Source organism: Pseudomonas sp. CCI3.1, from assembly GCF_034313985.1.
Classification (GTDB): Bacteria; Pseudomonadota; Gammaproteobacteria; order Pseudomonadales; family Pseudomonadaceae; genus Aquipseudomonas; species Aquipseudomonas psychrophila.
This window is the reverse complement of the sequence record NZ_JAVIWO010000001.1, coordinates 1-21,340: the sequence shown is the minus strand read 5'-3', so window position 1 is coordinate 21,340 and position 21,340 is coordinate 1. Positions and strand designations below refer to the sequence as shown.

Sequence of the window (21,340 nt, the reverse complement as noted above, 5' to 3'; positions counted from 1 at the left end):
CAGGTTTTACGACGACTTCGTCGCCGAACGCAGCCTCGTTCCTTCGGCAGCTGCTACGGGTAACGCTCTCTCAGCTTCGGGTTTTATGATCCAGGGCCGCATAGAAATTGGCGCTTTGTTGCAGGTATTTTTGGGTGTAGGCCGCGGATTTCTTGTCGCTGACCACAGTCGTTGCACTGGCAGGCAGGGCCACGGTGGCGGAGATGGCGCAAGCGGAAATCACGGAGAAAAGATTGAAATTCATGACGATAACCCTCGACGATTCAGTTGGCGTGCTTGCCTTTTAAGGCCGTGAAACCAACTTAACGCCAAGGGTCATCGTGCAGAAATTCATTAAAACACTAGCGTCTATCAGTGGGATTGATGGACAGCTGCACGCCTTTGTTTACGGGCGGTTGATGAATTTCAGATCGGACGGTGCATCCATTTCCAGGGTTTGTACGGTTTTGCCCAACATGCCGGTTTCAGGGTCGCGCTCCAGCACCACGATGGCATTGCTCATCTGGTTGGCGATCAACAGAAACTTGCCGTTGGGGCTCAAGGCGAACTCACGCGGGTGATCGCCATCCACCGAGCGACGCTGGATTTCAGTCAACTCGCCATTACTCGGGTTAATCGCAAACACCAGGATTTCATTGGCCTTGCCACGGTTGCTGACGTACAGGAACTTGCCGTCTTGCGAGGCATGCAATGCACCGGCTGCACGGTTTTGCGCGGGCATGCCGTGGGCCAGCTCAAGGGCCTGACGCTGCTTGAGTCGACCCTTGTCATAGTCAAACACAAACACCTGGGCACTCATTTCAGTGGTCAGGTAGGCGTGTTTGCCGTCTTTGGAAAACAGCAAGTGACGCGGTCCGCTGCCAGCCGGCAGCTCTACAAAAGCCGGATCGGCAGCCACCAGCGGATGGTCCGCGTTGGCAGCCGGGTCGTACTGGTAGACAAACACCTTGTCTGCACCCAGATCACTGGCGTAGACGAACTTGCCGTCTGGCGATGACACCACCGAGTGCACGTGGGCGGACATCTGACGTTCAGGATTGACCTGGCTGGCAGGGTGAGTGCTCATCTGGGTCACGGGCTGCAACTGGCCTTCGGCGTTGATCGGCAACACCGCAAGGCTGCCACCCGGATCGGCGTGCACGCCGTAGTTGGCGACAAACAGGTAGCGCTCATCCGCGCTCAGGCTGGAATGGGTCGGCTCTTCACCCAGGGTCTTGACCTGGTTGATCAGCGTCATCTGATTGGTCTTGGGGTCGATGGCAACGCTGCTGGCACGACCGACGACATCGCGCTGGCCCTTACCGTTTTCATTGACCACGAACAGACGGCTCTGGTCCTTGGAAAGGGTCAACCATGACGGGTTGGCGGTCTTGAACACTTGCAGCGGCTCAGGGGTGATACGCCCTTTGGCGCTGTCAAACTGCAGACGGTAGATACCTTGGCTTTTGCCCTGGGTGTAGGAGCCGACCAGCAGCTCGACCTCATCACGGGACTCGGCCTGGGCCGACATCGCTCCCACGCTCAGCGCCATCAGCATTGGCAGTGTTTTAAACTTCATCTTCGGCCTCGACTTCATCGTCATCATTGTTTGCGCTCAGGGCACTGAGGCAAACCAGGCGGTGTTCACCGGAGTCGCCAACGAGGGTCCAGCTTTGCAGAGTGTCGTCAAAAACGCTGGCATCGATCTGTTCAAGCGTGAACTTCCAGCGTTTTTCGGCACGACCGTCCATGCACTTGATGAGCAACTGCACATCGTCCAGAGAAAAATCCCAGGCATGCAGCCCGTCAATCACCAACATATCGCTGGTTTCAAGGGCTGCGCGCAAGGTCTGGTTTGAATCGCTCATTAATCATTCACCTGTTGGAAAGGCGTAATGATAGGTCAAATCAGCAGTGCAACCCATAACCGTGACAAGTGATTGCACGGTTATGGGCGCACCCGGCACCCGACTTTAGTTCATGGTCTGATCAATCCCGGCCTGTAAGGACTGGGGCTCCTTGTTTTCACCCTTCAGCAGATCACCCCCCACCGTGACGCCAGAGAGCCGCAGCCGATCTTTGCCGCGGAACGTCGCGACATGGGCCTCGCTGGTCGGCGAGTTGTCGGGAGAGTAGTCAAACTTCAGGCTGCCCCCGGGGCTGAGGCTGTTGCCCTCGCCGGTTTCCAGCGCCAACGAGCCGCTGGCGCTAAGTCCCATGGCGCTCTGGCTGTGGGTGTCAGTGGCTTGCTGCAGCGCCAGTTTGCCACCTGCATCGATGTTGACTGAGCCGGCTCCACCGTCAAAGTCACCGCCTTCATACCGGGCATCGCCTTGGGTGTCGATGCTCACACCCTGAGCCCCGGCATAGTGCCCCACCTGTGCCGTGCTGCCGGTTTCCTGAGCGTGACGAAACTCGCCCGAGCCGTTGGCGCGCACATTCACATCTTCACCGGTCTTTGTGTATACACGCAGGCCGACCTTGGCCGCCACATCCCGCTCGGCGCGGTTGTGGGTGTCGGCAGCGGCGCGGGCGTCATGGCTGCCCGCCTTGATGTTCAAAGCACCGTCGGTGGCGCGGTATTGCGTGCCTTCATCCTGCAAGTTGCCGCCCACATTGACCTGAACGGTGGCGCCACTGAGCTGGCTGACCACCGCAGTACTGTCCTGCTGTGCCTGCGTCTTGTTGTGATACCCCACCTGCCCGTCGAGCCCCAGGCTGGCCAGCTCCACGCCGTCCATTAAACCGGACTGGGGCAATGTGCCTTTGGCCAGGCCTTTGACGATTTTTTCCACCGGTGTGCTGAGTCCCTTGATCTCGGCACTCACTCCCAGCCCCGCCTGCCAGCCGTTCTCGGTGTGGGAGCTGGATTCGGTGTTATAGGCCGCCCGGTTGTCCATCTGGCCTGCATTGACCTGCACCCCTGAGCCGGCAACGATCCGGGTCCCTTCATTGACCAAGGTGTTGTCAGCCTGCACCCGCACATTGCCGGTGGCTGTCACGCTGCTGGTTTTTGCAGTGGTCCGGCTGGCGTTGTCCTCGCTGCCCTGGCGGACAAACTCCGGGCCGCTGCCAACCTTGTCCAGGCTTGCCGTCCAGACGATCCCGCCACCGGTGCTGAGGTCCTGGGTTTTGCTGTCAGTGCTGTCGTGAGCCGCCATCAGTTCGATATTTTTGCCTGAGAGACTCACATCGCCCCCGGTCGCGCCAAGGTCCGAGCCCTTGACACTCAAGTTGCCCCCCGCGCTGACAGCCACAGCACCGCCACTGATGCTTGCGCCTTGCTGCAGCGTAGTGTCGGTGACGTTGATGTGCTGCTGATCCTTCAAGCCCGCATCCACACGGTACTCATGGCTGCCCGCAGAAGTTTCCTTGGTACTGGCAGTGAAGCCGCGGTTATCGGTGCGAGTGGTGTCGCGGGCGGTATTTTCAGCCGCTACGATCTGGATATCGCCCTTGGCCTGCACCTGGGTGTCACCTGTGGCCGATACTTTGGAGCCGCTGACGATAATGTCCTGCGCACTTTGCAACGTGAGGTTACTGTCCGAATGCAGGTCACTGGCGACGAGGGTGCGGTCGCTGTGGTCTTTGCGGCTTTCGTCATTGATCAACGAGAAGAACGTGCTGTTCTTGCTGTGATTGCTGTCGCGGGACGTGTCATGGACGCCATCGATCATCAGCGACCCCGTGTCGCTGATCACGCTGGCCTGGGTCCCGCCTCGCACCTGACTGGCGCTGATGTGCACATCGTCCGCCTTGATAATCAGCTTGCCACCGGCGTTGACCTGGCTACCGGTGTGCAGGGTCTTGTCCCCGTCACCCTCGCCCTGATTGCCGAAGAAGCTGCCACCCAGCAGATCGCCGGAGTATCGCTTGCCGCTGTTGCCCTGGCTACGGCTGACACTGGCGATGTCGACTTGGCGAGCGCTGAGACGGATATCGCCCGGGGTTTTCAGCTCGGCACCTTGCAATTGCATGTTGTGCCCGGTGTTCAGTTCGATTGCTTTGCCTGCCTTGAGCCCGCTGACAACGTTGCGCTCATCGTGGGTGGAGGTGTCCCAGCTTTCCTTCCATAGGTTCTTGCGATGATTGCCCTGATCCCGGGTTTCATGGGTTTCGGTCGCAGCCGCAAGGACCAGGTCCTTGCCGCTGTTGATTCCCAGGGTATCGCCCGCGTCAACGTGGCTGGCCACAAGCAACGTGTCGGCGCCGGAAGTCAGTGCGGCATTTTGCCGGGCCGTGACCTGCGTACCCTGCTGGCGCGAGTCCTTGTCGGTGGTGGTGCGGTCAAAGGTTTCGTAGGTCACAAAAAGTGCCTGGTTGTTCCATTGATCCCGTTTTTCATGAAGAGCCGTGCTTTGCAGGCTGGACAGGGTCAGATTGCGACCGGCATCGAGCTTGACATTACCCCCGCTGATGTCGGCGCCAGCGAGTTTCACATCTCTGGCACCGGACAGATCCACATCACCACGACTGCTCTGAACCTCGGCACGGGTGCCCTGCAGGCTGTTGTCGTGAGTCTGGCCGCTGATTTCAAGATCGCCGGCAGAGCGGATGTTGACCCCATCGGCGCCGGCTACCTGCACCGCGCCAACGCGTACCCCTGCCCCCTCGGCTGTGCTGACAATATTGATGCGCCCGGCCCTCATGGCCCCGAATAGGCTGGCGTCGATACGCGTGCCCGAGGCCCCGCCATCCGGATAGACCGTGCTCACCGTGCCACTGGCGGCGTCGACCCGATTGCGCCCAACCACAATATTCAACGCGTCGCGGGCACTGATCTGGCCCTGGCTGTCGATCTGCGGCGCGATCAGGTTGATGGCCCCGTCAGAGTTGTGCAGCCCTTGTTGCTGCACGCTCAATTGGCCACGGGCATCACCGCTGTTCAAGGCCTGCAGACGGCCGTTATCAAGCTCGGGCCGCCCCACTACCAGGCTGGCATTGGGCGCATTGATGAAACTGGCGCCATTGACCGAGATCCCATTGGGGTTGGCCAGCACATAATCGGCCTTGCGCCCGAAAACCTCCTGGGCGCCGTTGAGCGCCGACGCATTACGACCGATGACCTCATTGAGGATCACGCTGGCCGCCTGTCCATGAAATTGCGGATTGGCCGCCAGTTGCCCGGCCAGTTGGGACTGCCCCGCCTGCAGGGCGTTGTTCAACACCACACCCTGGCGGTCGACGTTGTAATCGAGGAACTGATTGTGAGACAGCCCCCCAGCATTGGGCGCGACAATATTGACGATAGGCACCCCGCCCTGGTTTTGCAGTTGCGGGGTGCCGCCAGGCCCATCGGCCCCGGTAATGCCAGTGGCCAGTGCCAATGGGGGCAGCAGAAACAGGCTGGCAATGGCCAGGCGCAGCTTGCCTTGGGGGGACAGGTGAAAACGCGGTTTGAGCGTCGACATAAAGGTCTTCCTTTGCGTGAGTGATGGGCGACACGTGTCGCCCGGAGTAACGCTGCGTGGGCCTGACGGGCCCCTGCAGGCGTTAAATCTGCACGCTCAGGCGTGCCAGCCAGACATCGGGCTCCTGGCTAAAACCCTTGGGAATGGTGAGGTTTTGCTGATAATCGAGGTCCAGTTGCAGATGCCTCCAGCGCAGGTTGATACCCACGCTCGCGCCACTCAGGCGCTGACCCGCTGCGCCGTGTTGAGGCTTGACCCAGCCGTTGTCCAGGCCAAGACGGGGGGTGATGCTGATCGGGAGGTCATTGTTCAGAGGCAGGTAAAAGGTGTTGCGCCAAATCGCGCCGATGGCACCGGAGGCACTGTTTTCGCGGTAGCCGCGAACGGCCGAGTCGTCAGTGCCCAGCAGTTGTTCAATGGCGGGCAACGGGTCAGGGCTGTATTGCAGCGTCAATTGGCTCTGCCACTGCCAGGGCTGCGCGAACAACTGGCCGTTGCGCCATTGGACAAGATTGGCGCGGTACGCCTGGAATTGCGCCTTGGGCAGGTTGCTTTGCACCTGATCGCTGTCACGGTCTGCGCCTAACCAGGTCAGTCCGTGGGCATACGTCACGTCCAGATTCCACACGGCGGTGTCCTGCCAGAACAGATTGAGGCCTGCTTCAACCACTGTCAGCGTCGGGCTCTGGATTTGCAGCCGGGCTTTTTGCAGGTAGGTGTCGACCGCTTTGTGGGTCAACTGCAGATGGGCGCTCAGTTGATGGCCCTGATCGCGCCACACCACGCGGTCGGCGCGCAGGCTGAACTGATCGGTGCGGCCGCTACCATAGAGTGTGGTGGTGCTGAGTTTGATCGGCGAGCGGTACTCGATGTGGCTGGCGAATGCGCTCAAGGTCCAGTAACCGTATGGCACGGCATAGAACAGGCTGTTAGTGCGGCTGAAACGCGGTCCGTGGTTGAGGGTCTCGCTGAACCCTAAATTGAGCGAGTCGTTGAGCTGTAGCGGGCTGTCCAGGCTCAGGCCGATCACCTTGCGATCGCGGCCGGTGGCGGCGCTGCCCAGGTTATCCAGGCCCAGATCCAGCCCCCAGTGGTGCTCGACTGCCCTCGAACGAAGAATGATCCGCGAAGCGCCCTGCTCGCTGCCGGGCACAATATCTGCCGTGACGTCCAACGTGCGCAGCCGGTTGAGCTGGTCCAGGCCCTGTTCCAGATCACGCAGATTCAGCGGCGCGCCCAGCATGGCGGGGAATGCCGTGCGTAACGACACCGGCAGGCGCTGGTCAGCCAGTTCGATCGCCTCGACATAGCCTTCGTCCACACGGATATCCAGTGGTTGCCCGGCGGACGGAGTGCTGCTCAGGTAAGGACGCGCGGCGACGTAACCAGCCTCGACATACAGGCGGGTGATTTCGGCCAGCAAGCGATTGATACGGTTGATGCCCATGCACGGCGCCATCAGGGGCTTGACCCGTGAATCCAGCGCCGAAGGGCTGAGTAGCGTCATACCGGCGAGCCGTAGCCCTTGCAGCGGCCAGCAGCGCTCATCTTTGGCAGTGGGCGCTGGGGCTGTTGGCTCTGTGGAGTGTAAGTCGGGACTACTGCGCCGAAGTTGTCGCCGACGTTGCTCCAACTGCAGCTGCTGCACGGCCCGTTGTTGTTGCTGTTGCAGACGCAGGGCTTCCTGGCCGGGCAGCCCCCCTTCGGCCGCGGCCAGTGCAGATGCACACAAGCACAGCGAACAAAGGATTCGGGACGGGGTAAAACACCGGGACCTGGTCAGGATAAGCGTCATCACACGACATCCTCAAAACGCCTTGAAGGCGATTCATAGCTCTGAAAAAACCGTATTCAGAGCCTGTGTCGTACTGACAAGCTGAACGTCTCCTTATTACATGAAGAAATATTAAGTCGTAAATCGTTATAAGCCTGTAAATACTCTGTTGTCAGTCAACTCTCCCTGTGGGAGCGAGCCTGCTCGCGAAGGTCGTTCGCGAGCAGGCTCGCTCCCACAGTTGAAGCTTCCTTCAGACCTTGCCGCTGACGAGCCGTGCGAGGCTGCGTAGCAGTCGTAAAGTCGCTTTCACGGTTAATCAGGCATACCGCGCATACCGGTTTTGCGACCGCTTCACGATTGATCGCAGCCTCGCTACGCTCCTCAGCGGCTACAGGACAACAGGGTTACACCGCCGCCGCAGGTTTGAGGCGGAAGGCCACGCCAAACCGGTTGTAGGCATTCATCAGGCCGATGGCATAGGTCAGGTCCGACAGTTCCTTGTCGTTGAATTCTGCGGCTGCGGCCTGATAGTCCGCATCCGGAATCCCGCTCTGGGCGACGAGTGTCACCGACTCGGCCCAGGCCAGGGCTACCTGCTCACGGGTCGTGAACAGTTCGCCTGCCTCATGCCACACCGGCACCAGTACCAGCTTTTCGACGCTCAGACCGGACTTGAGCAGATCCCGTGAGTGCATGTCGATGCAGTAGGCACAGCCGTTGATTTGCGAAACCCGCAGGTACACCAGATCGATGAGGGCCTTGGGAAACCCGCTGTTTTGCAGATACCCGTACACACCGCCAAACGCCTTGTAGCCCTCGGGTGATGCCTTGGAGTAATCGATACGCTGGTTCATGACTTGCCCTTGCATTGACTGTTTGAGTGACGCCATAGTGCGGTTTCTTGGCCCTGTCCAAAAGAGCCATGATTTAGCTTTACTACCAGGCCATGATTACTCCAGCTTCGGAATCAGGCACACGGGAACACCATGAAAACCCCCATACCACGCTTCTCCCCTCTTGATCCCGGCTCCAGCGAGCCCATCTACCGGCAACTTTACTGGCGCTTTCGGGAAGCTATTGCCAATGGCGTACTGGAGCCGGGGGAGCGTGTGCCTGCGGCCCGGGCACTGGCCAAGGAGTTGGGTCTGGCCAGAGGCACCATCGACGCGGCGTACTCCCTCCTGACCTCGGAGGGTTACCTGCAAGCCCGTGGCCAGGCAGGAACCATCGTGACGCCGGATATCCCGATCCAACCCACAGCCGCTATCCGCACCCCAGACTCAAGCCCGTCCGTGCGGCACCAGCCCGAGACTCTGCCCTTTCAGATGGGCCTGCCGGCGCTGGACGCCTTTCCGAAAAAGGTATGGGCACAAATCGGCGCCCGATGCGTGCGCAGCACCCGTGCCCAGGACATGGCTAATCCGTCGGCCCACGGCCTGCAATCACTGCGCACGGCCATTGCCACCTACTTGCAGGTTTCCCGCGGTATTGCTTGCTCTCCCGCTCAAATCTTTATCACGGCGGGATACCGGGACACGCTGTCGCTGATCGCCCACGCCCTGCTCAAGGCCGGTGACAGGGTGCTGATTGAGGACCCTGGCTACCCGCCTACCCGCCAGTTGCTCGAGCATCTGCACATACAGACCGTTGCCTTGCCCGTCGACCACGACGGCCTGCAGCTACCCGCACAGGGAAGCGATGCGCTGCAAGCACAGGTGGCTGTCGTCACACCGGCTCATCAAAGCCCGCTGTGTGTGTCGCTGTCGCTGCCGCGCAGGCTGGAGCTGCTGGGCTGGGCAAGCCGGCAACAGGCATGGATCATTGAGGACGATTACGACGGTGAATACCGCTACGTCAGCCGTCCTCTTCCCGCCCTCAAAAGCCTGGACCGTGACGGACGGGTACTCTACAGCGGCACCTTCAGCAAAGTGCTGTTTCCGGGGCTGCGCCTGGCCTATGCAGTGGTGCCGCAGGAGCAGGTCGAGCGCTTTCAACAAGCCAGCCAGATCTTTCGCAGCAGTTGCCCGGAACTGACCCAGGCCATCGTCGCGACGTTCATGACCGAAGGCCATTTCGCCCGGCATATCCAGCGCATGCGCAAGCTCTACAGCGAGCGCAGGGCGTTTACCGTGGCAGGGTTAAACAAAGTGCTGGGTAATCGAGTGCACATTGATGCCAATCCGGGAGGCATGCATCTGATCTTGCGCCTTGGGAATCAGATGACCGATTGGGAGCTGGTCGAGCGCATGCGCCAGGACGGGCTCTTCGCAGAAGCGCTGAGCGAGTGGAGCTTGCTGGGAGAAAAACCTTCGGGGTTGCTGCTGGGGTTTGCCAATATCACCTCCCAAGCCAGCGCCGAACAACTGGGCGAGCGAATCCTGGCGCTGCTCGAGCCTGCCGGTTAGGACCTGTGGGAACTGAGGCAAAACGCGGTGATGCCATCGCGAGCAAGCCCGCTCCCACACTGCTGTGTGAACACCTTAGTCCTGTGGGAGCTGACTTGCCTGCGATACAGGCGCCACCCTTCAACGATCGGAACCCGAACCGTCTCAACATCAAATAAAAGAGCGCGGCTCGCGCAAGAGCGCTTCCAGTTCCACCGCCGGCAGGGGCCTGCAAAACAGATAGCCCTGCACCTGATCACAACCGTTGCGGGTCAAAAACTCTAGCTGCTCTCGGGTCTCCACACCTTCAGCAATAACCTGAAGATTAAGGCTGTGTGCCAACTCGATGATCGTGCGCGCGATGGCTGCATCCTGAGGGCTGAAGGTGACCTCGCGAATAAACGCGATATCGATTTTGAGCTTGTCGATGGGGAAGCGGCTAAGGTACGCAAGGCTTGAGTACCCGGTACCAAAGTCATCAATGGAGATCTTCACCCCGATATCCCGCAGCGTCAGCAGGCTGGCGACGGTATGGGGAGTGTTCTCCATCAATGAGCCTTCAGTGAGCTCCACTTCAAGCAAATGCGGTTCAAGCTGATGGGCCTTGAGCGAGCGCTCGATATCATTGACCAGGTCACCTTCGCAAATCTGTTGCGCCGACACATTCACCGCAACCTGCAGCGCGCCCAGACCAGAATTCTGCCAGTGCGCAATCTGGCTGCATACGCGGTCAATCACCCACTGCCCCACACGGGATATAAGCCCGAGGGTTTCAAGCAACGGAACAAAAACGGCGGGAGAAACCGTGGCATGCCCCGGCCGGTGCCAGCGCAACAGCGCTTCAACGCCGCAAATCCGACCGTCTGCCAAGCCTATCTTCGGCTGGTAATACACCTCGAAGGCCTGCTTGCGAACGGCTTCCCGCAGCGCAGTTTCAAGCTCCTGGCGGGCCAGGACCTCGACGTTCATTTGTGCCGTATAAAAACGATAAGTGTCTTTGCCCGCCTGCTTGGCCAGCCCCATGGCCGTATTCGCATGCTTGATCAGGCGGTGCGCCTCGGTACCGTCGTCCGGATACAGGGCAATGCCGTAACTGGCCGTCATGGGTGTGTCATGGCCATGGAGCTTGAACGGATCACGCAGCACCTCGCGGATGCGGTCAACCATCTGTCTGGGGCCGGCCTGGCCTTTTCGGATCATCAGAATCAGTGCAAGCTCGTCGCCGTCCATCCGCCCCAGGGTGTCGCTGACATTGAGGCAATTGGACAAGCGCTGACTGAACTCTGCCAGCACCTTGTCCCCCATCAAATGACCCCAGGTCAGGTTGATGTTCTTGAAGTCGTTCAGGCCAATCGTGACCACGGCCAGCTGCCAGCCCCGCAGCGCTGCCTGGGTCAGCCCCATTTGCAGGGTGGTGTAAAACAGGTCGCGATTGGGCAAGCCGGTCAGGGGGTCGTAATTGGCCATTTTCAGCAGCCGCTCATCGGTCCCCATCGCAGAGCGGAAGCGTTCCAGATCGCTGGTGCGTTTTTCGAGTTGCTGCTCAAGCATCAGGGTATGCACCGCCCGATGGTCGCCAAACGCCTTGAGACGCAACAGATTGCGCACCCGCAGCCACAGCTCGTCACTGGATACCGGCTTGCAGAGAAAGTCCTCGGCACCCGCCTCCAGCCCCAAAAGACGAGCACTTTGCTCGCCCTGGCCCGAAAGCATGATGATGGGAATATTGGCTGTTGATGGATTCGCCTTGAGCCGTCGGGCCACCTGGTAACCGTCAATGCCGGGCATCGTGGCGTCGAGCAGGATCAAGTCCGGCGGCTGTTGCGCGACCGTGGCCAGGGCCTGCTCGCCCGAGCTGGCAGTCAGCGTCCGATAACCCTGATCCTGCAACAAGGCGTCAAGCAGTGAGCGGATTTGAACGTCATCATCAACGATCAGGAGTGTGGCAGGTATGTTGGACATGGAAAGCGCTCAAATAAGAGGCCGCCAAGGCAGTTTCTAGCCTGATCTGCTGGGAAATCTGCTCAGCGTTTGGTACCCGTATAGAAGTGCAGTAAAGCACCGAAACAAGCGCTTCACCACGACTGCAGACAACAAAAAAGCACCCTGAGGTGCTTTTGCTTGTCAGCCCAGCGCAGAAACTTGAACCCGTGTGGGAGCGGGCTTGCTCGCGATGCAAGCGACTCGGTCAGACAGTCACACCGCACCGTTCCAATCGCGAGCAAGCGCGCTCCCACAGCACTCATTGACTGACGGGCATTACCCGGTCGAAGTGCTTTTTGGCCAACGCCATCAACCCTTCGTCTTGGCCCGCGCCGTGTGCAGCTTCTTGTAGCTTTCGATCAGGCGCAAATGCTTGTCCAGGCCTTCGAGCTTCATGCTGGTGGGCGTCAAACCATGGAAACGCACGGTGCTGTTAACCGACCCGATCGCAGCATCCATCCGCTCGTTGCCAAACATGCGACGGAAGTTGGCTTCGTAGTCATCCAGCTCCAGATCTTCGTCCAGCTTCATCTCCAGCACAGCATTGACGGCCTGGTAGAACAAACCGCGGTCGACCGTGTTGTCGTTGTACTGCAGGAACATTTCGACCGCTTCCTTCGCCTCTTCATATTGCTCCAGGGCGAGATAAATCAGCAGCTTCAACTCCAGGATCGTCAACTGGCCCCAAGCGGTATTGTCATCGAACTCGATGCCGATCAAGGTGGTGATATCGGTGTAGTCATCCAGCTCGCTTTCCACCAGACGCTCAACCAGCCCTTTGAGCTCGTCTTCATCCAGGCGGTGCAGGTTCAGGATATCGGCACGGAAGAACAGCGCCTTGTTGGTGTTATCCCAGATCAGATCGTCGGCCGGATAGATTTCCGAATAGTCCGGCACCAGGATGCGGCAGGCCTTGGCCCCAATATGCTCGTAGACCGCCATGTACACTTGCTTGCCCATGCCTTCGAGAATGCCGAACAGGGTGGCGGCCTCGTCGCTATTGGCGTTTTCACCTTGGCTAGTGAAGTCCCACTCAACGAATTCGTAATCGGATTTGGAGCTGAAGAAGCGCCACGACACCACACCGCTGGAGTCGATGAAGTGCTCAACGAAGTTATTGGGCTCAGTCACCGCGTGACCTTCAAAAGTCGGCTGAGGCAGATCGTTAAGGCCTTCGAAGCTGCGACCTTGCAACAATTCCGTCAGGCTGCGTTCCAGCGCCACTTCAAGGCTCGGGTGTGCTCCGAACGAAGCGAACACACCACCGGTGCGCGGGTTCATCAGAGTGACGCACATCACCGGGAACTCACCGCCCAGGGACGCATCCTTGACCAGCACCGGGAACCCCTGATCTTCCAGCGCCTGGATACCGGCCAAAATCCCGGGGTACTTGGCCAACACGGCTTGCGGCACATCCGGCAGAGCGAACTCGCCCTCGATGATTTCGCGCTTTACCGCTCGCTCGAAAATCTCCGACAAGCACTGCACCTGGGCTTCGGCCAGGGTATTACCGGCGCTCATGCCATTGCTCAGGAACAGGTTTTCGATCAGGTTGGACGGGAAATACACCACCTCACCGTCCGATTGGCGCACGAACGGCAGCGAGCAGATACCGCGCTCTTCATTGCCGGAGTTAGTGTCGATCAGATGAGAGCCGCGCAGCTCGCCCTCGCGGTTGTAAACCTTCAGGCAGTACGCATCGAGAATCTCGGTCGGCAGCTCATCCTTAGGGCCTGGCTTGAACCAGCGCTCTTCGGGGTAATGCACGAACTCGGCATTGGCGATCTCTTCTCCCCAGAACTGGTCGTTGTAGAAGAAATTGCAGTTCAGGCGCTCGATAAACTCGCCCAGTGCCGACGCCAAGGCGCCTTCCTTGGTGGCACCCTTGCCATTGGTGAAACACATCGGCGATTGGGCATCACGGATATGCAACGACCACACATTGGGCACGATATTGCGCCACGAAGCGATTTCAATCTTCATGCCCAGGCCAGCCAGAATGCCGGACATATTGGCAATGGTCTGCTCCAGCGGCAGATCCTTGCCCGCAATATAAGTACCCGCCTCTGAACCGGAAACAGGCATCAGCAACGCCTGGGCATCGGCATCGAGGTTTTCCACCTCTTCAATCACAAACTCGGGCCCGGCTTGCACCACCTTTTTCACGGTACAGCGGTCGATGGAGCGCAGGATGCCCTGACGGTCCTTTTCAGAGATATCCGCCGGCAACTCGACCTGAATCTTGAAAATCTGGTTGTAGCGGTTTTCGGGGTCAACAATGTTGTTCTGCGAGAGGCGGATATTCTCGGTGGGAATATTACGCGTCACGCAGTACAACTTAACAAAGTAAGCCGCGCACAACGCCGACGAAGCCAGAAAGTAATCGAACGGACCAGGAGCCGAACCATCGCCCTTGTAACGGATAGGCTGATCGGCAACCACGGTGAAGTCATCGAACTTGGCTTCAAGTCGGAGGTTGTCGAGAAAGTTGACCTTGATTTCCATGCGGGATTACCAGAATAACCAGACAAATAATTGGCGGCCATTATCCGGTTTTTGAGCGTGAAGTCTTGTGCTTTTGCGCAACGACCGCCAGGCGGCCCGGGCCTGTCCATGGGCAAAAACCTGCCTCCCCCCTGTGGGAGCGAGCCTGCTCGCGAATGCCCTTAGTACTTCAGGGCAGCGCGAGGTTGCGTACGGCCTGATGCCGCACCCCGACTAAGCCGTCACAGAGCCATAAACCCATTCATATGAGAAAACGTGTGATCAGATTTCATGACGGCTTCGCAAAACCATAAAAACCTGATCCGCTACACCCAACTGCCATCACCACACACAACAATCCAATCACTGTCTTGGTGCAGCTATCAGATAAAACCGTATATACGCACCCCTTTAATACTTAAACCCAACGCCACACGTTATATATATCCAATACACTCAGAAGTTAGGCATATTGTTCTAACCAACTAACACCGTTTCAAACAAGTTCGCCGTTGCTATTTACACGAAGATATCACAGTGCCACTATCGCTACAGGTGGCCGACCCGAAGGTCAGACGCACCCCATGCACGACTCGCTTTCAGGCCCATTCACACTGGCCAGCGCACACATTCCACCCGCACAAGGCCCAGGCAAGGGTCGCACCACCGCTCTGAGCAGCGCCCGCTACCACAGGGCCATGCTCCAGGAGCCTGCCATTGGGCGGAGTTATTTTTGGTCGGAAACGGCCAAAATGTTATTTATTGTCAGGCAATAAATATTGAAAATCGCCTATATAGCCTGAATAAAAAACTCTGCCGATTTAAAGGTTGATATTGCAATCGTTTCGCAGTTAATATTTTCGTTGTTCAACTTCGTACCGACCCATTATCCGTAATAAAGCAGGAGCAACTGTGCTCCCGCCCAGGCCATCGCCACATCAAACTGATGCGGGCAGCCTTTATTGATAGGCACTGCCATCTCCTGGATCGGGGATATTGGTCGTGACGAATCGTTAAATGCTCTCGCCGGCTGAGCATGTTTGGCACAAAGGAAGCTGCCTTGTTTAAACGAATCATGATTGTCTGCATTGGCAATATTTGCCGCAGCCCCACCGCCGAACATCTCATGCGGGTCGCACTGGCGCCCTCCGACATCGTCGTGAGCTCCGCAGGCCTCAGCGCCGTCAAAAGAAAGCCCATCGAAGCCACAGCAGCCCTCGTTCTCGAAGAAAACGGCCACGTCGTGCCCGAACACAGCGGCACCCAGCTGACGGCTGCAGCCATAAATGAGTCCGATCTTATTTTGGTAATGGAACAACATCATATTGGTGGTGTCCTAAGCATCTCTCCAGAGGCTAGGGGCAAAGTGTTCCTGCTGGGCAAATGGCAAGACAACCGCGAAATCAACGACCCGTACCGTCAAGGCAAGCCAGCCTTTGTACACGCGTACGCGCTGATCGACGCAGCAGTAAATGCATGGGCCCAGCGCATCAAACGCTAAGCCATCCCTCGAATTACCTGTGAAGAAAAAGAATCGACTTATGCAGCAAGCACCCGTGACAAAGCCCCATGAACAAGATGACGATAACGACGAAATTGACTTGATGGGGTTGCTGGGCACGCTCATCGACCACAAATGGCTGATTGCCGGCGTGACCGGCGTGTTTATGGCTGCAGGTGTTGCGTACGCCCTGCTGGCTACACCGGTGTACCAGGCTAATGCGCTGATTCAGGTTGAGGCCAAGAAGAATGACCCTATGGGTTTTTCTGATATCAGCAGCATGCTTGGCAAGGAATCGCCGTCGACGACAGAGATTGAGCTGATCAAGTCGCGTAAAACTATCGGCGCTGCGGTCGATAATTTGCAGTTGGATATCGAAATTGAACCCAACTATTTCCCACTGATCGGCGAATTTTTAGCCCGTCGTTTTAAACCAGAACCAGGCACCGACTTGGCCTATCCAGTGCTGAGCTTTAACAGTTATGCCTGGGGCGGGGAACATCTAAAAATCGCCGAACTTGAATTGCCTGCTGAGTTATTAGGCCAGGAACTGACCCTGATTAACGCAGAAGCGGGCAATTTTGTCTTGAAAGACGAAGACAACAATATTCTGGCTGAAGCCAAGGTCGGAGAACTGTACAACAAAGAGGGTATCAAGTTACTCGTTGAGCGTTTGCGCGCAAACCCTGGAACGGAGTTCAGTGTCACGCGCGAGCCTCGCCTTACCGCTATTTTGAATTATCAGAAAGTGCTGGATGTAGGGGAGCGCGGTAAAGAATCCGGCATGATCAGCCTTGCACTAGAGAGCACAGAACCCTCGAAAGCAATCCAGACGCTCAATGAAATTGCCCGTCTGTATGTACAGCAAAATATTGAGCGTACTTCCGCTGAAGCAGAGCAGAGCCTAGGCTTCTTGAAAGACCAACTGCCGCAAGTACGCCAGGATTTGGAAAAAGCTGAAAATGCATTGAATGCATTTCAAATTCGCAGTAAGTCGATTGATATCAGCCTTGAAGCCAAGGCCATTCTCGACCAGATCGTGGCACTAGACACCAGTATCTCCACCTTGAAACTGCAACAAGCCGAGATGGACCGTAAATTCACCCCTCAGCACCCGGCCTATCGTGCACTGATGGGGCAACTGGCGGAACTGACCAGCAAACAAAAAAGGCTCGCCAAACAGGTTGAGGGGCTGCCAACCACCCAACAGGAAGTGTTAAGCCTGACCCGCGACCTTAAAGTCAGCACCGAAATTTATACCCAATTACTGAACAAATCCCAAGAACTGGACGTGATGCGTGCCGGCACCGTCGGCAATGTGCGCCTGATCGATGTCGCCGATGTAGATACGCGTAGCCCGGTCAAACCAAATAAACCCTTGATCGTGCTGATTGCCACCTTGCTCGGCGGCTTGATAGCCGTTGGTTATGTATTGTTTCGCAAGGCCCTGAATCGCGGCGTGGAAAACCCGGAAGATATCGAAAAGCTTGGCCTGCCGGTGTATGCCTCCATTCCATTCAGCTCCCTGCAAAAAGTAGAAGACGGCAAAAGCTCATCCGGCCGTGGCCGCCGTGCGACCCCCCTGCTTGCCAGCAGCCACCCGACAGACCTGGCGATTGAAGGCCTGCGCAGCCTGCGCACCAGCTTGCACTTTGCCATGCTGGAAGCCGACAACAACCGCCTGATGATTTCCGGCCCAAGCCCCAAAGTGGGCAAGTCCTTTGTATCGGCCAACCTGGCCGCAGTTATCGCCCAATCCGGCCAGCGTGTGTTGTTGGTGGACGTGGACATGCGCAAAGGCTATATCCACAAAATGTTCGACATCCCGGTTGAAAACGGCTTGTCTGACCTGCTGACCAAGCGCTGCGACCTGAACGCAGCCACCCATAAAACAGAGGTCGAAAACCTGTTTGTGATTGGCCGCGGGCAAATTCCGCCCAACCCGTCTGAACTGTTGATGCATAAAAACTTCAGCGAGTTCCTCGAGCAGGTCAGCGCCCAGTACGACTTGGTCATCCTTGACACCCCGCCATTCCTGGCGGTTACCGATGCCGCCATTGTCGGCCGCCAGTCGGGCACCAACCTCATTGTGACCCGCTTCGAACTCAACCCGGCCCGTGAAGTTGAACTGACCATGCGCCGCTTTGCGCAGAACGGTATCGACCTTAAAGGCGCCATTTTCAACGGGGTAGAACGCCGCGCTTCGGCCAAGTATGGCTATGGCGCTTATGGGTATTACAACTACGAATACAAGTCCGACAAAGTTTAATTTACCTTAGACTGCTTACTACCTTGGCGCCCTGACAACATAAGGGCGTTTTTTAGTGCTTATTCAGGACAGAGCACAATAACAACCGATAGTATACGCTTTCAGGGAGTAGCATTTAATCCTGGGGCGGTAGCATTCCTGAACACCTGCTACGGCAACTTATAGCAAAATGTACCGCTAGTACCATAAAGCACTATTTGTGCTCATACGCCTTAATGTTGTTTGATGACCGCAGATGCATCGTATATCGCATTATTTCGTACGTGTAGCAGGCGACAGCCTTAGTCCAGGTCGAACCAAAGAAATGAGAAACTCTCAGCTTTCTAATATGGATAGTATGTTTGAAAACGAATCCTCATCAGCTACACAAATTGAACTTATCAGATCTCGCATCAACATCGGCACCGCTGTCGATAATCTGAAACTAGTCGGTAGAATTTCATTTCCATCCACCTTGTGATAGTTGTCGCGCATACTGCGCCAGTAAACAGTGCTCGCTAGATTTGAATCTGCGCAAAGGTTATTTACGTAAAGTCATGGGAGCCTGAGGCAAAAATAGTCTGTCGGAAATTCCGGCCGAACGCCAAAACCACGATACGGCAATTCACGCAATAGGCATCAAAAGCTGACGAAATCGATCTGACAACAATTTTATTGTGACACGCTTTTTCGTCTCTATCTTGCAAAATTCAATTCTCAGTCATGTGCATAAGAGAGTTTTAGCCAAACATACTTCTTATCAATACGAATATTGATCTGATTTATTTTGATTTCAAGCACTGAAAATTGTTACTTCCGCTTTTCGTCACAGAGCAACTCGAAAAACTCGATATATGTCATCGCTTGTAGGAATCAGAGAACAATGCTGTGGCGGTAGCATGCCGCTAGATAACACCATCACCATTCGAAAATGTTTTTCTGCAAACCACGAACACAAGCAATAATTTACCATTAGCCTGCACAGCTTAAACTTCTGCAGGACGTAATCATTCATCAATCAAACGGTAGCATAAATATTAAAAACTTCAAAAATATATTTCACCTGCAGATGAACCTCAAGAAGATGTTACACGCCATATCATTTCTTTGGCTTGGCTCTTTACTGGGTGCCTTCTGTGCTTTCATAACACAGGTGATCTTGGCGCGAACACTAGGACCTACAGAGTATGGCGCCTTTGCATCTGCACTTTCGGCAGCATCGATACTTGTCCCTGTAGCGGGTTTTGGGGTTGCTCAACTCTGGCTAAAAATCTTCGGTGTTGAAGGTCATGCAGGTATAAGATGGATTTCACCATCATTTGATTTCATAAAACTCTCAGGGATTTTTTCTATAGCTGCAATAATTACCTGGGCAATAATTGGACCGAATACAAAGGCAACGCAATACTCACTAGTAATACTTAGCACATATATAATTCAACAACTATATTTAGAACTAACAAGCTCTAAACTGCAACTCGAAGAGAGGTATTTATTACTTAGCGCAATCCAAATAATACCGCACGGGCTAAGATTAATTTTAATTTCAGCTGCTATTCTATTCACACCGTATGCAATAGACTCCCTAACAACTTCTATCATATACGCTCTAGTGTCGCTTCCAGTCATAATATGGGGCGTGCGCGAGATGTCTAAACTAAAAAATGGAAAGTTGGCGCTGAAAGGTCATTCAATCAAGCAGTCAACATTTCAAACAAAAAAACCTTCAATCAAAGAAGTTGCAATTGACGCCTTCCCATTCGGGATGGCAGCAACTTTCCACTTGATAATGTTTCAAATAAACATTTTAATTGTAGGATTAATTAACGGCCCAACTCAATCTGCATCTTATGCCGTGGCCTTTTCTGTCATGACAGCTGTCTATCTGGTACCCAATGTTATTTATCAAAAATTTCTTTTACCAAAACTTCATAGATGGGCAAATCACGATAGAGAAAAGTTCCTAAAAGTTTATAATATTGGGACTAAAGCAATGCTGACATTAGGAATATTGGCATTTGCTAGTATCATCTCGCTAGCTCCTTGGGCAATTCCAATATTATTCGGCGAAGAATACAAATCATCTATCGCAGTTTTGCAGATTTTAGCCATCTGCGCCCCTATTAGGTTTGTTGCAAGCAACGCTGGCTCCGCCCTATTGACCCAAGAACACATGAAGATAAAAGTATACCTTATGGGTATTTCCGCGCTGACCATGATAACTTTGAGCCTTCTACTAATACCAAAATACGAAGTGATAGGCGCAGCAGTATCAACAGTGCTATCTGATCTCCTACTACTAGTACTGTACTACTACTTTGCTCAAAAGAAAGTAGTAGGAAAATCTATACCACATGAACCTCGATGAGAAACAATTAATATGGGCACCCTAGAAGTGTTAGAAAATTTATCACTCTATCTAGAGTCAGAAAAAATATGGCACAGAAAAAATTACAATATTAAGTTCGAGACGTTTTACAAGACCGGAGGGAATGTAAATACATATATCTGCCCAAACTCGGTTAGCGATTTAATAAAAGCAACAAAGTATCTTATTCAAAAAAAAATAGAGTTTAAAACCATAGGATTCACCTCCAACGTACTTCTTTTCGATGAAATTGAATACTCTGTAATATTATCCACCAAGAACGTAGTTGGCATTGAAGTTGCAGATGGATATATAGATGTAGAGGGCGGGTACTCATTACAGGACTTTGTCAGAGTAGCGGTAATACATAGCGCGAAAGGTTTTGAGGGTCTCGAAGGCATCCCTGGCAGCGTTGGCGGTGGTGTTTTCATGAATGCAGGGGCCTACGGATATTCAATTTCTGACAAAATAATTTCAGTTGAATACATTGACGAAGCAGGCAATATAAAAACCGCGCCAAAAGAAATGTGTAAATTCAACTATAGAACATCAACCTTCAAAGGTACGCGGAATATAATAACAAGAGTACGATTTAAAATTGAAACAGGCGACCAAGAAGAAATCGCTGATAAAATCGAGGCTTTTCATATAGCACGACACTCATACCAAGAGTTTTGCTACCCGAATTTAGGAAGTATGTTTTCAGTAAACGGCAACTTCTACCAAGAAATCATTCGAAATGAAACAAAACTATATAATGCCGCATTTATTTTAACAAAATTATTATATAAAAACCCAATAGCTAAATTTTTCAACAGAAAGAAACCTAACAATACCCCTCTAAACTGGCTGCTAGCAAAAAAAATTAGCGTAAACAACTATACCCCATCTAAGAAAAGCATGAATATTTTCATTAATAGAGGAACCTCACCTATTGGAGATTCATTAGATTACATGATTGAAATTAAAAATAGGTTAGGATCTAGATTCCACATTGAAAATGAATTGATACTGGAACCCTCCATGGCAATAAAACCTGAATTTATCGAAACCTATAAAAAAATAAAAGCCAATTTAATCAATTAAATATAAAATATCGGAGACTTTATGAAAATCGGAATTTTATTCCTTTTTCATCAAACAACTATGGCGCATTCACCAAACCTTTTCTGAAATTTTTCTATATATATATACACCTGCTGCCT

12 protein-coding genes and 1 pseudogene are annotated in these 21,340 nt (G+C 54.6%); 5 read left to right on the top strand and 8 right to left on the bottom strand.

Going from position 1 to position 21,340, the window contains the following annotated elements; translation table 11 throughout:
- Positions 1-70: 70 nt before the first annotated feature.
- The 6 genes and pseudogenes from RGV06_RS00065 to RGV06_RS00040 form a co-directional block, all read right to left on the bottom strand.
- Positions 71-244, bottom strand: coding sequence for a hypothetical protein (locus tag RGV06_RS00065; protein WP_019821912.1), 174 nt, complete (start codon positions 242-244; stop codon positions 71-73).
- Between the two features lie 141 nt (positions 245-385).
- Positions 386-1,558 (bottom strand): lactonase family protein, encoded by a 1,173-nt coding sequence (locus RGV06_RS00060; RefSeq protein WP_048352043.1) that lies wholly within the window; start codon positions 1,556-1,558, stop codon positions 386-388.
- Positions 1,548-1,847 carry a DUF5629 family protein gene (locus RGV06_RS00055; protein WP_019821916.1) on the bottom strand — a complete coding sequence of 100 codons (300 nt, stop codon included), beginning with the start codon at positions 1,845-1,847 and terminating at the stop codon, positions 1,548-1,550. Before RGV06_RS00055 ends, RGV06_RS00060 begins: the two co-directional genes overlap by 11 nt.
- A gap of 192 nt (positions 1,848-2,039) precedes the next feature.
- A pseudogene (locus RGV06_RS00050) lies at positions 2,040-5,390 on the bottom strand (hemagglutinin repeat-containing protein); the annotation flags it as partial.
- Between the two features lie 82 nt (positions 5,391-5,472).
- Positions 5,473-7,185, bottom strand: a complete 1,713-nt coding sequence (locus RGV06_RS00045) for a ShlB/FhaC/HecB family hemolysin secretion/activation protein (protein WP_322149017.1) — start codon at positions 7,183-7,185, stop codon at positions 5,473-5,475.
- Positions 7,186-7,571: 386 nt separating this feature from the next.
- Positions 7,572-8,021 carry a carboxymuconolactone decarboxylase family protein gene (locus RGV06_RS00040; RefSeq protein ID WP_019821919.1) on the bottom strand — a complete coding sequence of 150 codons (450 nt, stop codon included), beginning with the start codon at positions 8,019-8,021 and terminating at the stop codon, positions 7,572-7,574.
- Positions 8,022-8,153: 132 nt separating this feature from the next.
- Between RGV06_RS00040 and RGV06_RS00035 the strand changes: the two genes are divergently transcribed.
- Positions 8,154-9,572 (top strand): PLP-dependent aminotransferase family protein, encoded by a 1,419-nt coding sequence (locus RGV06_RS00035; RefSeq protein WP_322149016.1) that lies wholly within the window; start codon positions 8,154-8,156, stop codon positions 9,570-9,572.
- Positions 9,573-9,722: 150 nt separating this feature from the next.
- Here the strand turns inward: RGV06_RS00035 and RGV06_RS00030 are convergent, their stop codons facing one another.
- Both RGV06_RS00030 and RGV06_RS00025 read right to left on the bottom strand, forming a co-directional pair.
- On the bottom strand, positions 9,723-11,513 hold the full coding sequence (locus tag RGV06_RS00030) for a putative bifunctional diguanylate cyclase/phosphodiesterase (protein WP_019821921.1): 1,791 nt from the start codon (positions 11,511-11,513) through the stop codon (positions 9,723-9,725).
- A gap of 330 nt (positions 11,514-11,843) precedes the next feature.
- Entirely contained in the window at positions 11,844-14,039 is a 2,196-nt protein-coding gene (locus RGV06_RS00025) for an OsmC domain/YcaO domain-containing protein (RefSeq protein WP_322149015.1), read from the bottom strand.
- Between the two features lie 1,039 nt (positions 14,040-15,078).
- On the opposite strand from RGV06_RS00025, the gene RGV06_RS00020 reads away from it, so the two are divergent.
- The 4 genes from RGV06_RS00020 (at position 15,079) to RGV06_RS00005 (ending at position 21,221) form a co-directional block, all read left to right on the top strand.
- Complete coding sequence (locus RGV06_RS00020; RefSeq protein ID WP_231984091.1) at positions 15,079-15,519, top strand: low molecular weight protein-tyrosine-phosphatase; 441 nt, start codon at positions 15,079-15,081, stop codon at positions 15,517-15,519.
- 40 nt (positions 15,520-15,559) lie between these two features.
- A complete protein-coding gene (locus RGV06_RS00015) occupies positions 15,560-17,788 on the top strand; it encodes a polysaccharide biosynthesis tyrosine autokinase (protein WP_322149013.1) in 2,229 nt (742 codons plus the stop codon).
- A gap of 1,048 nt (positions 17,789-18,836) precedes the next feature.
- Positions 18,837-20,135, top strand: coding sequence for a polysaccharide biosynthesis C-terminal domain-containing protein (locus RGV06_RS00010; RefSeq protein WP_322149012.1), 1,299 nt, complete (start codon positions 18,837-18,839; stop codon positions 20,133-20,135).
- Positions 20,136-20,147: 12 nt separating this feature from the next.
- Positions 20,148-21,221: a UDP-N-acetylmuramate dehydrogenase gene (locus tag RGV06_RS00005; RefSeq protein ID WP_322149011.1), complete on the top strand. Its 1,074-nt coding sequence runs from the start codon at positions 20,148-20,150 to the stop codon at positions 21,219-21,221.
- The last annotated feature ends 119 nt before the right edge of the window (positions 21,222-21,340 follow it).

Bases quoted from the DNA above. Each gene is read 5' to 3' on its own strand.
- RGV06_RS00065 (WP_019821912.1), bottom strand. From the start codon at position 244: ATGAATTTCAATCTTTTCTCCGTGATTTCCGCTTGCGCCATCTCCGCC.
- RGV06_RS00060 (WP_048352043.1), bottom strand. From the start codon at position 1,558: ATGAAGTTTAAAACACTGCCAATGCTGATGGCGCTGAGCGTGGGAGCG.
- RGV06_RS00055 (WP_019821916.1), bottom strand. From the start codon at position 1,847: ATGAGCGATTCAAACCAGACCTTGCGCGCAGCCCTTGAAACCAGCGAT.
- RGV06_RS00045 (WP_322149017.1), bottom strand. From the start codon at position 7,185: ATGACGCTTATCCTGACCAGGTCCCGGTGTTTTACCCCGTCCCGAATC.
- RGV06_RS00040 (WP_019821919.1), bottom strand. From the start codon at position 8,021: ATGAACCAGCGTATCGATTACTCCAAGGCATCACCCGAGGGCTACAAG.
- RGV06_RS00035 (WP_322149016.1), top strand. From the start codon at position 8,154: ATGAAAACCCCCATACCACGCTTCTCCCCTCTTGATCCCGGCTCCAGC.
- RGV06_RS00030 (WP_019821921.1), bottom strand. From the start codon at position 11,513: ATGTCCAACATACCTGCCACACTCCTGATCGTTGATGATGACGTTCAA.
- RGV06_RS00025 (WP_322149015.1), bottom strand. From the start codon at position 14,039: ATGGAAATCAAGGTCAACTTTCTCGACAACCTCCGACTTGAAGCCAAG.
- RGV06_RS00015 (WP_322149013.1), top strand. From the start codon at position 15,560: ATGCAGCAAGCACCCGTGACAAAGCCCCATGAACAAGATGACGATAAC.
- RGV06_RS00010 (WP_322149012.1), top strand. From the start codon at position 18,837: ATGAACCTCAAGAAGATGTTACACGCCATATCATTTCTTTGGCTTGGC.
- RGV06_RS00005 (WP_322149011.1), top strand. From the start codon at position 20,148: ATGGGCACCCTAGAAGTGTTAGAAAATTTATCACTCTATCTAGAGTCA.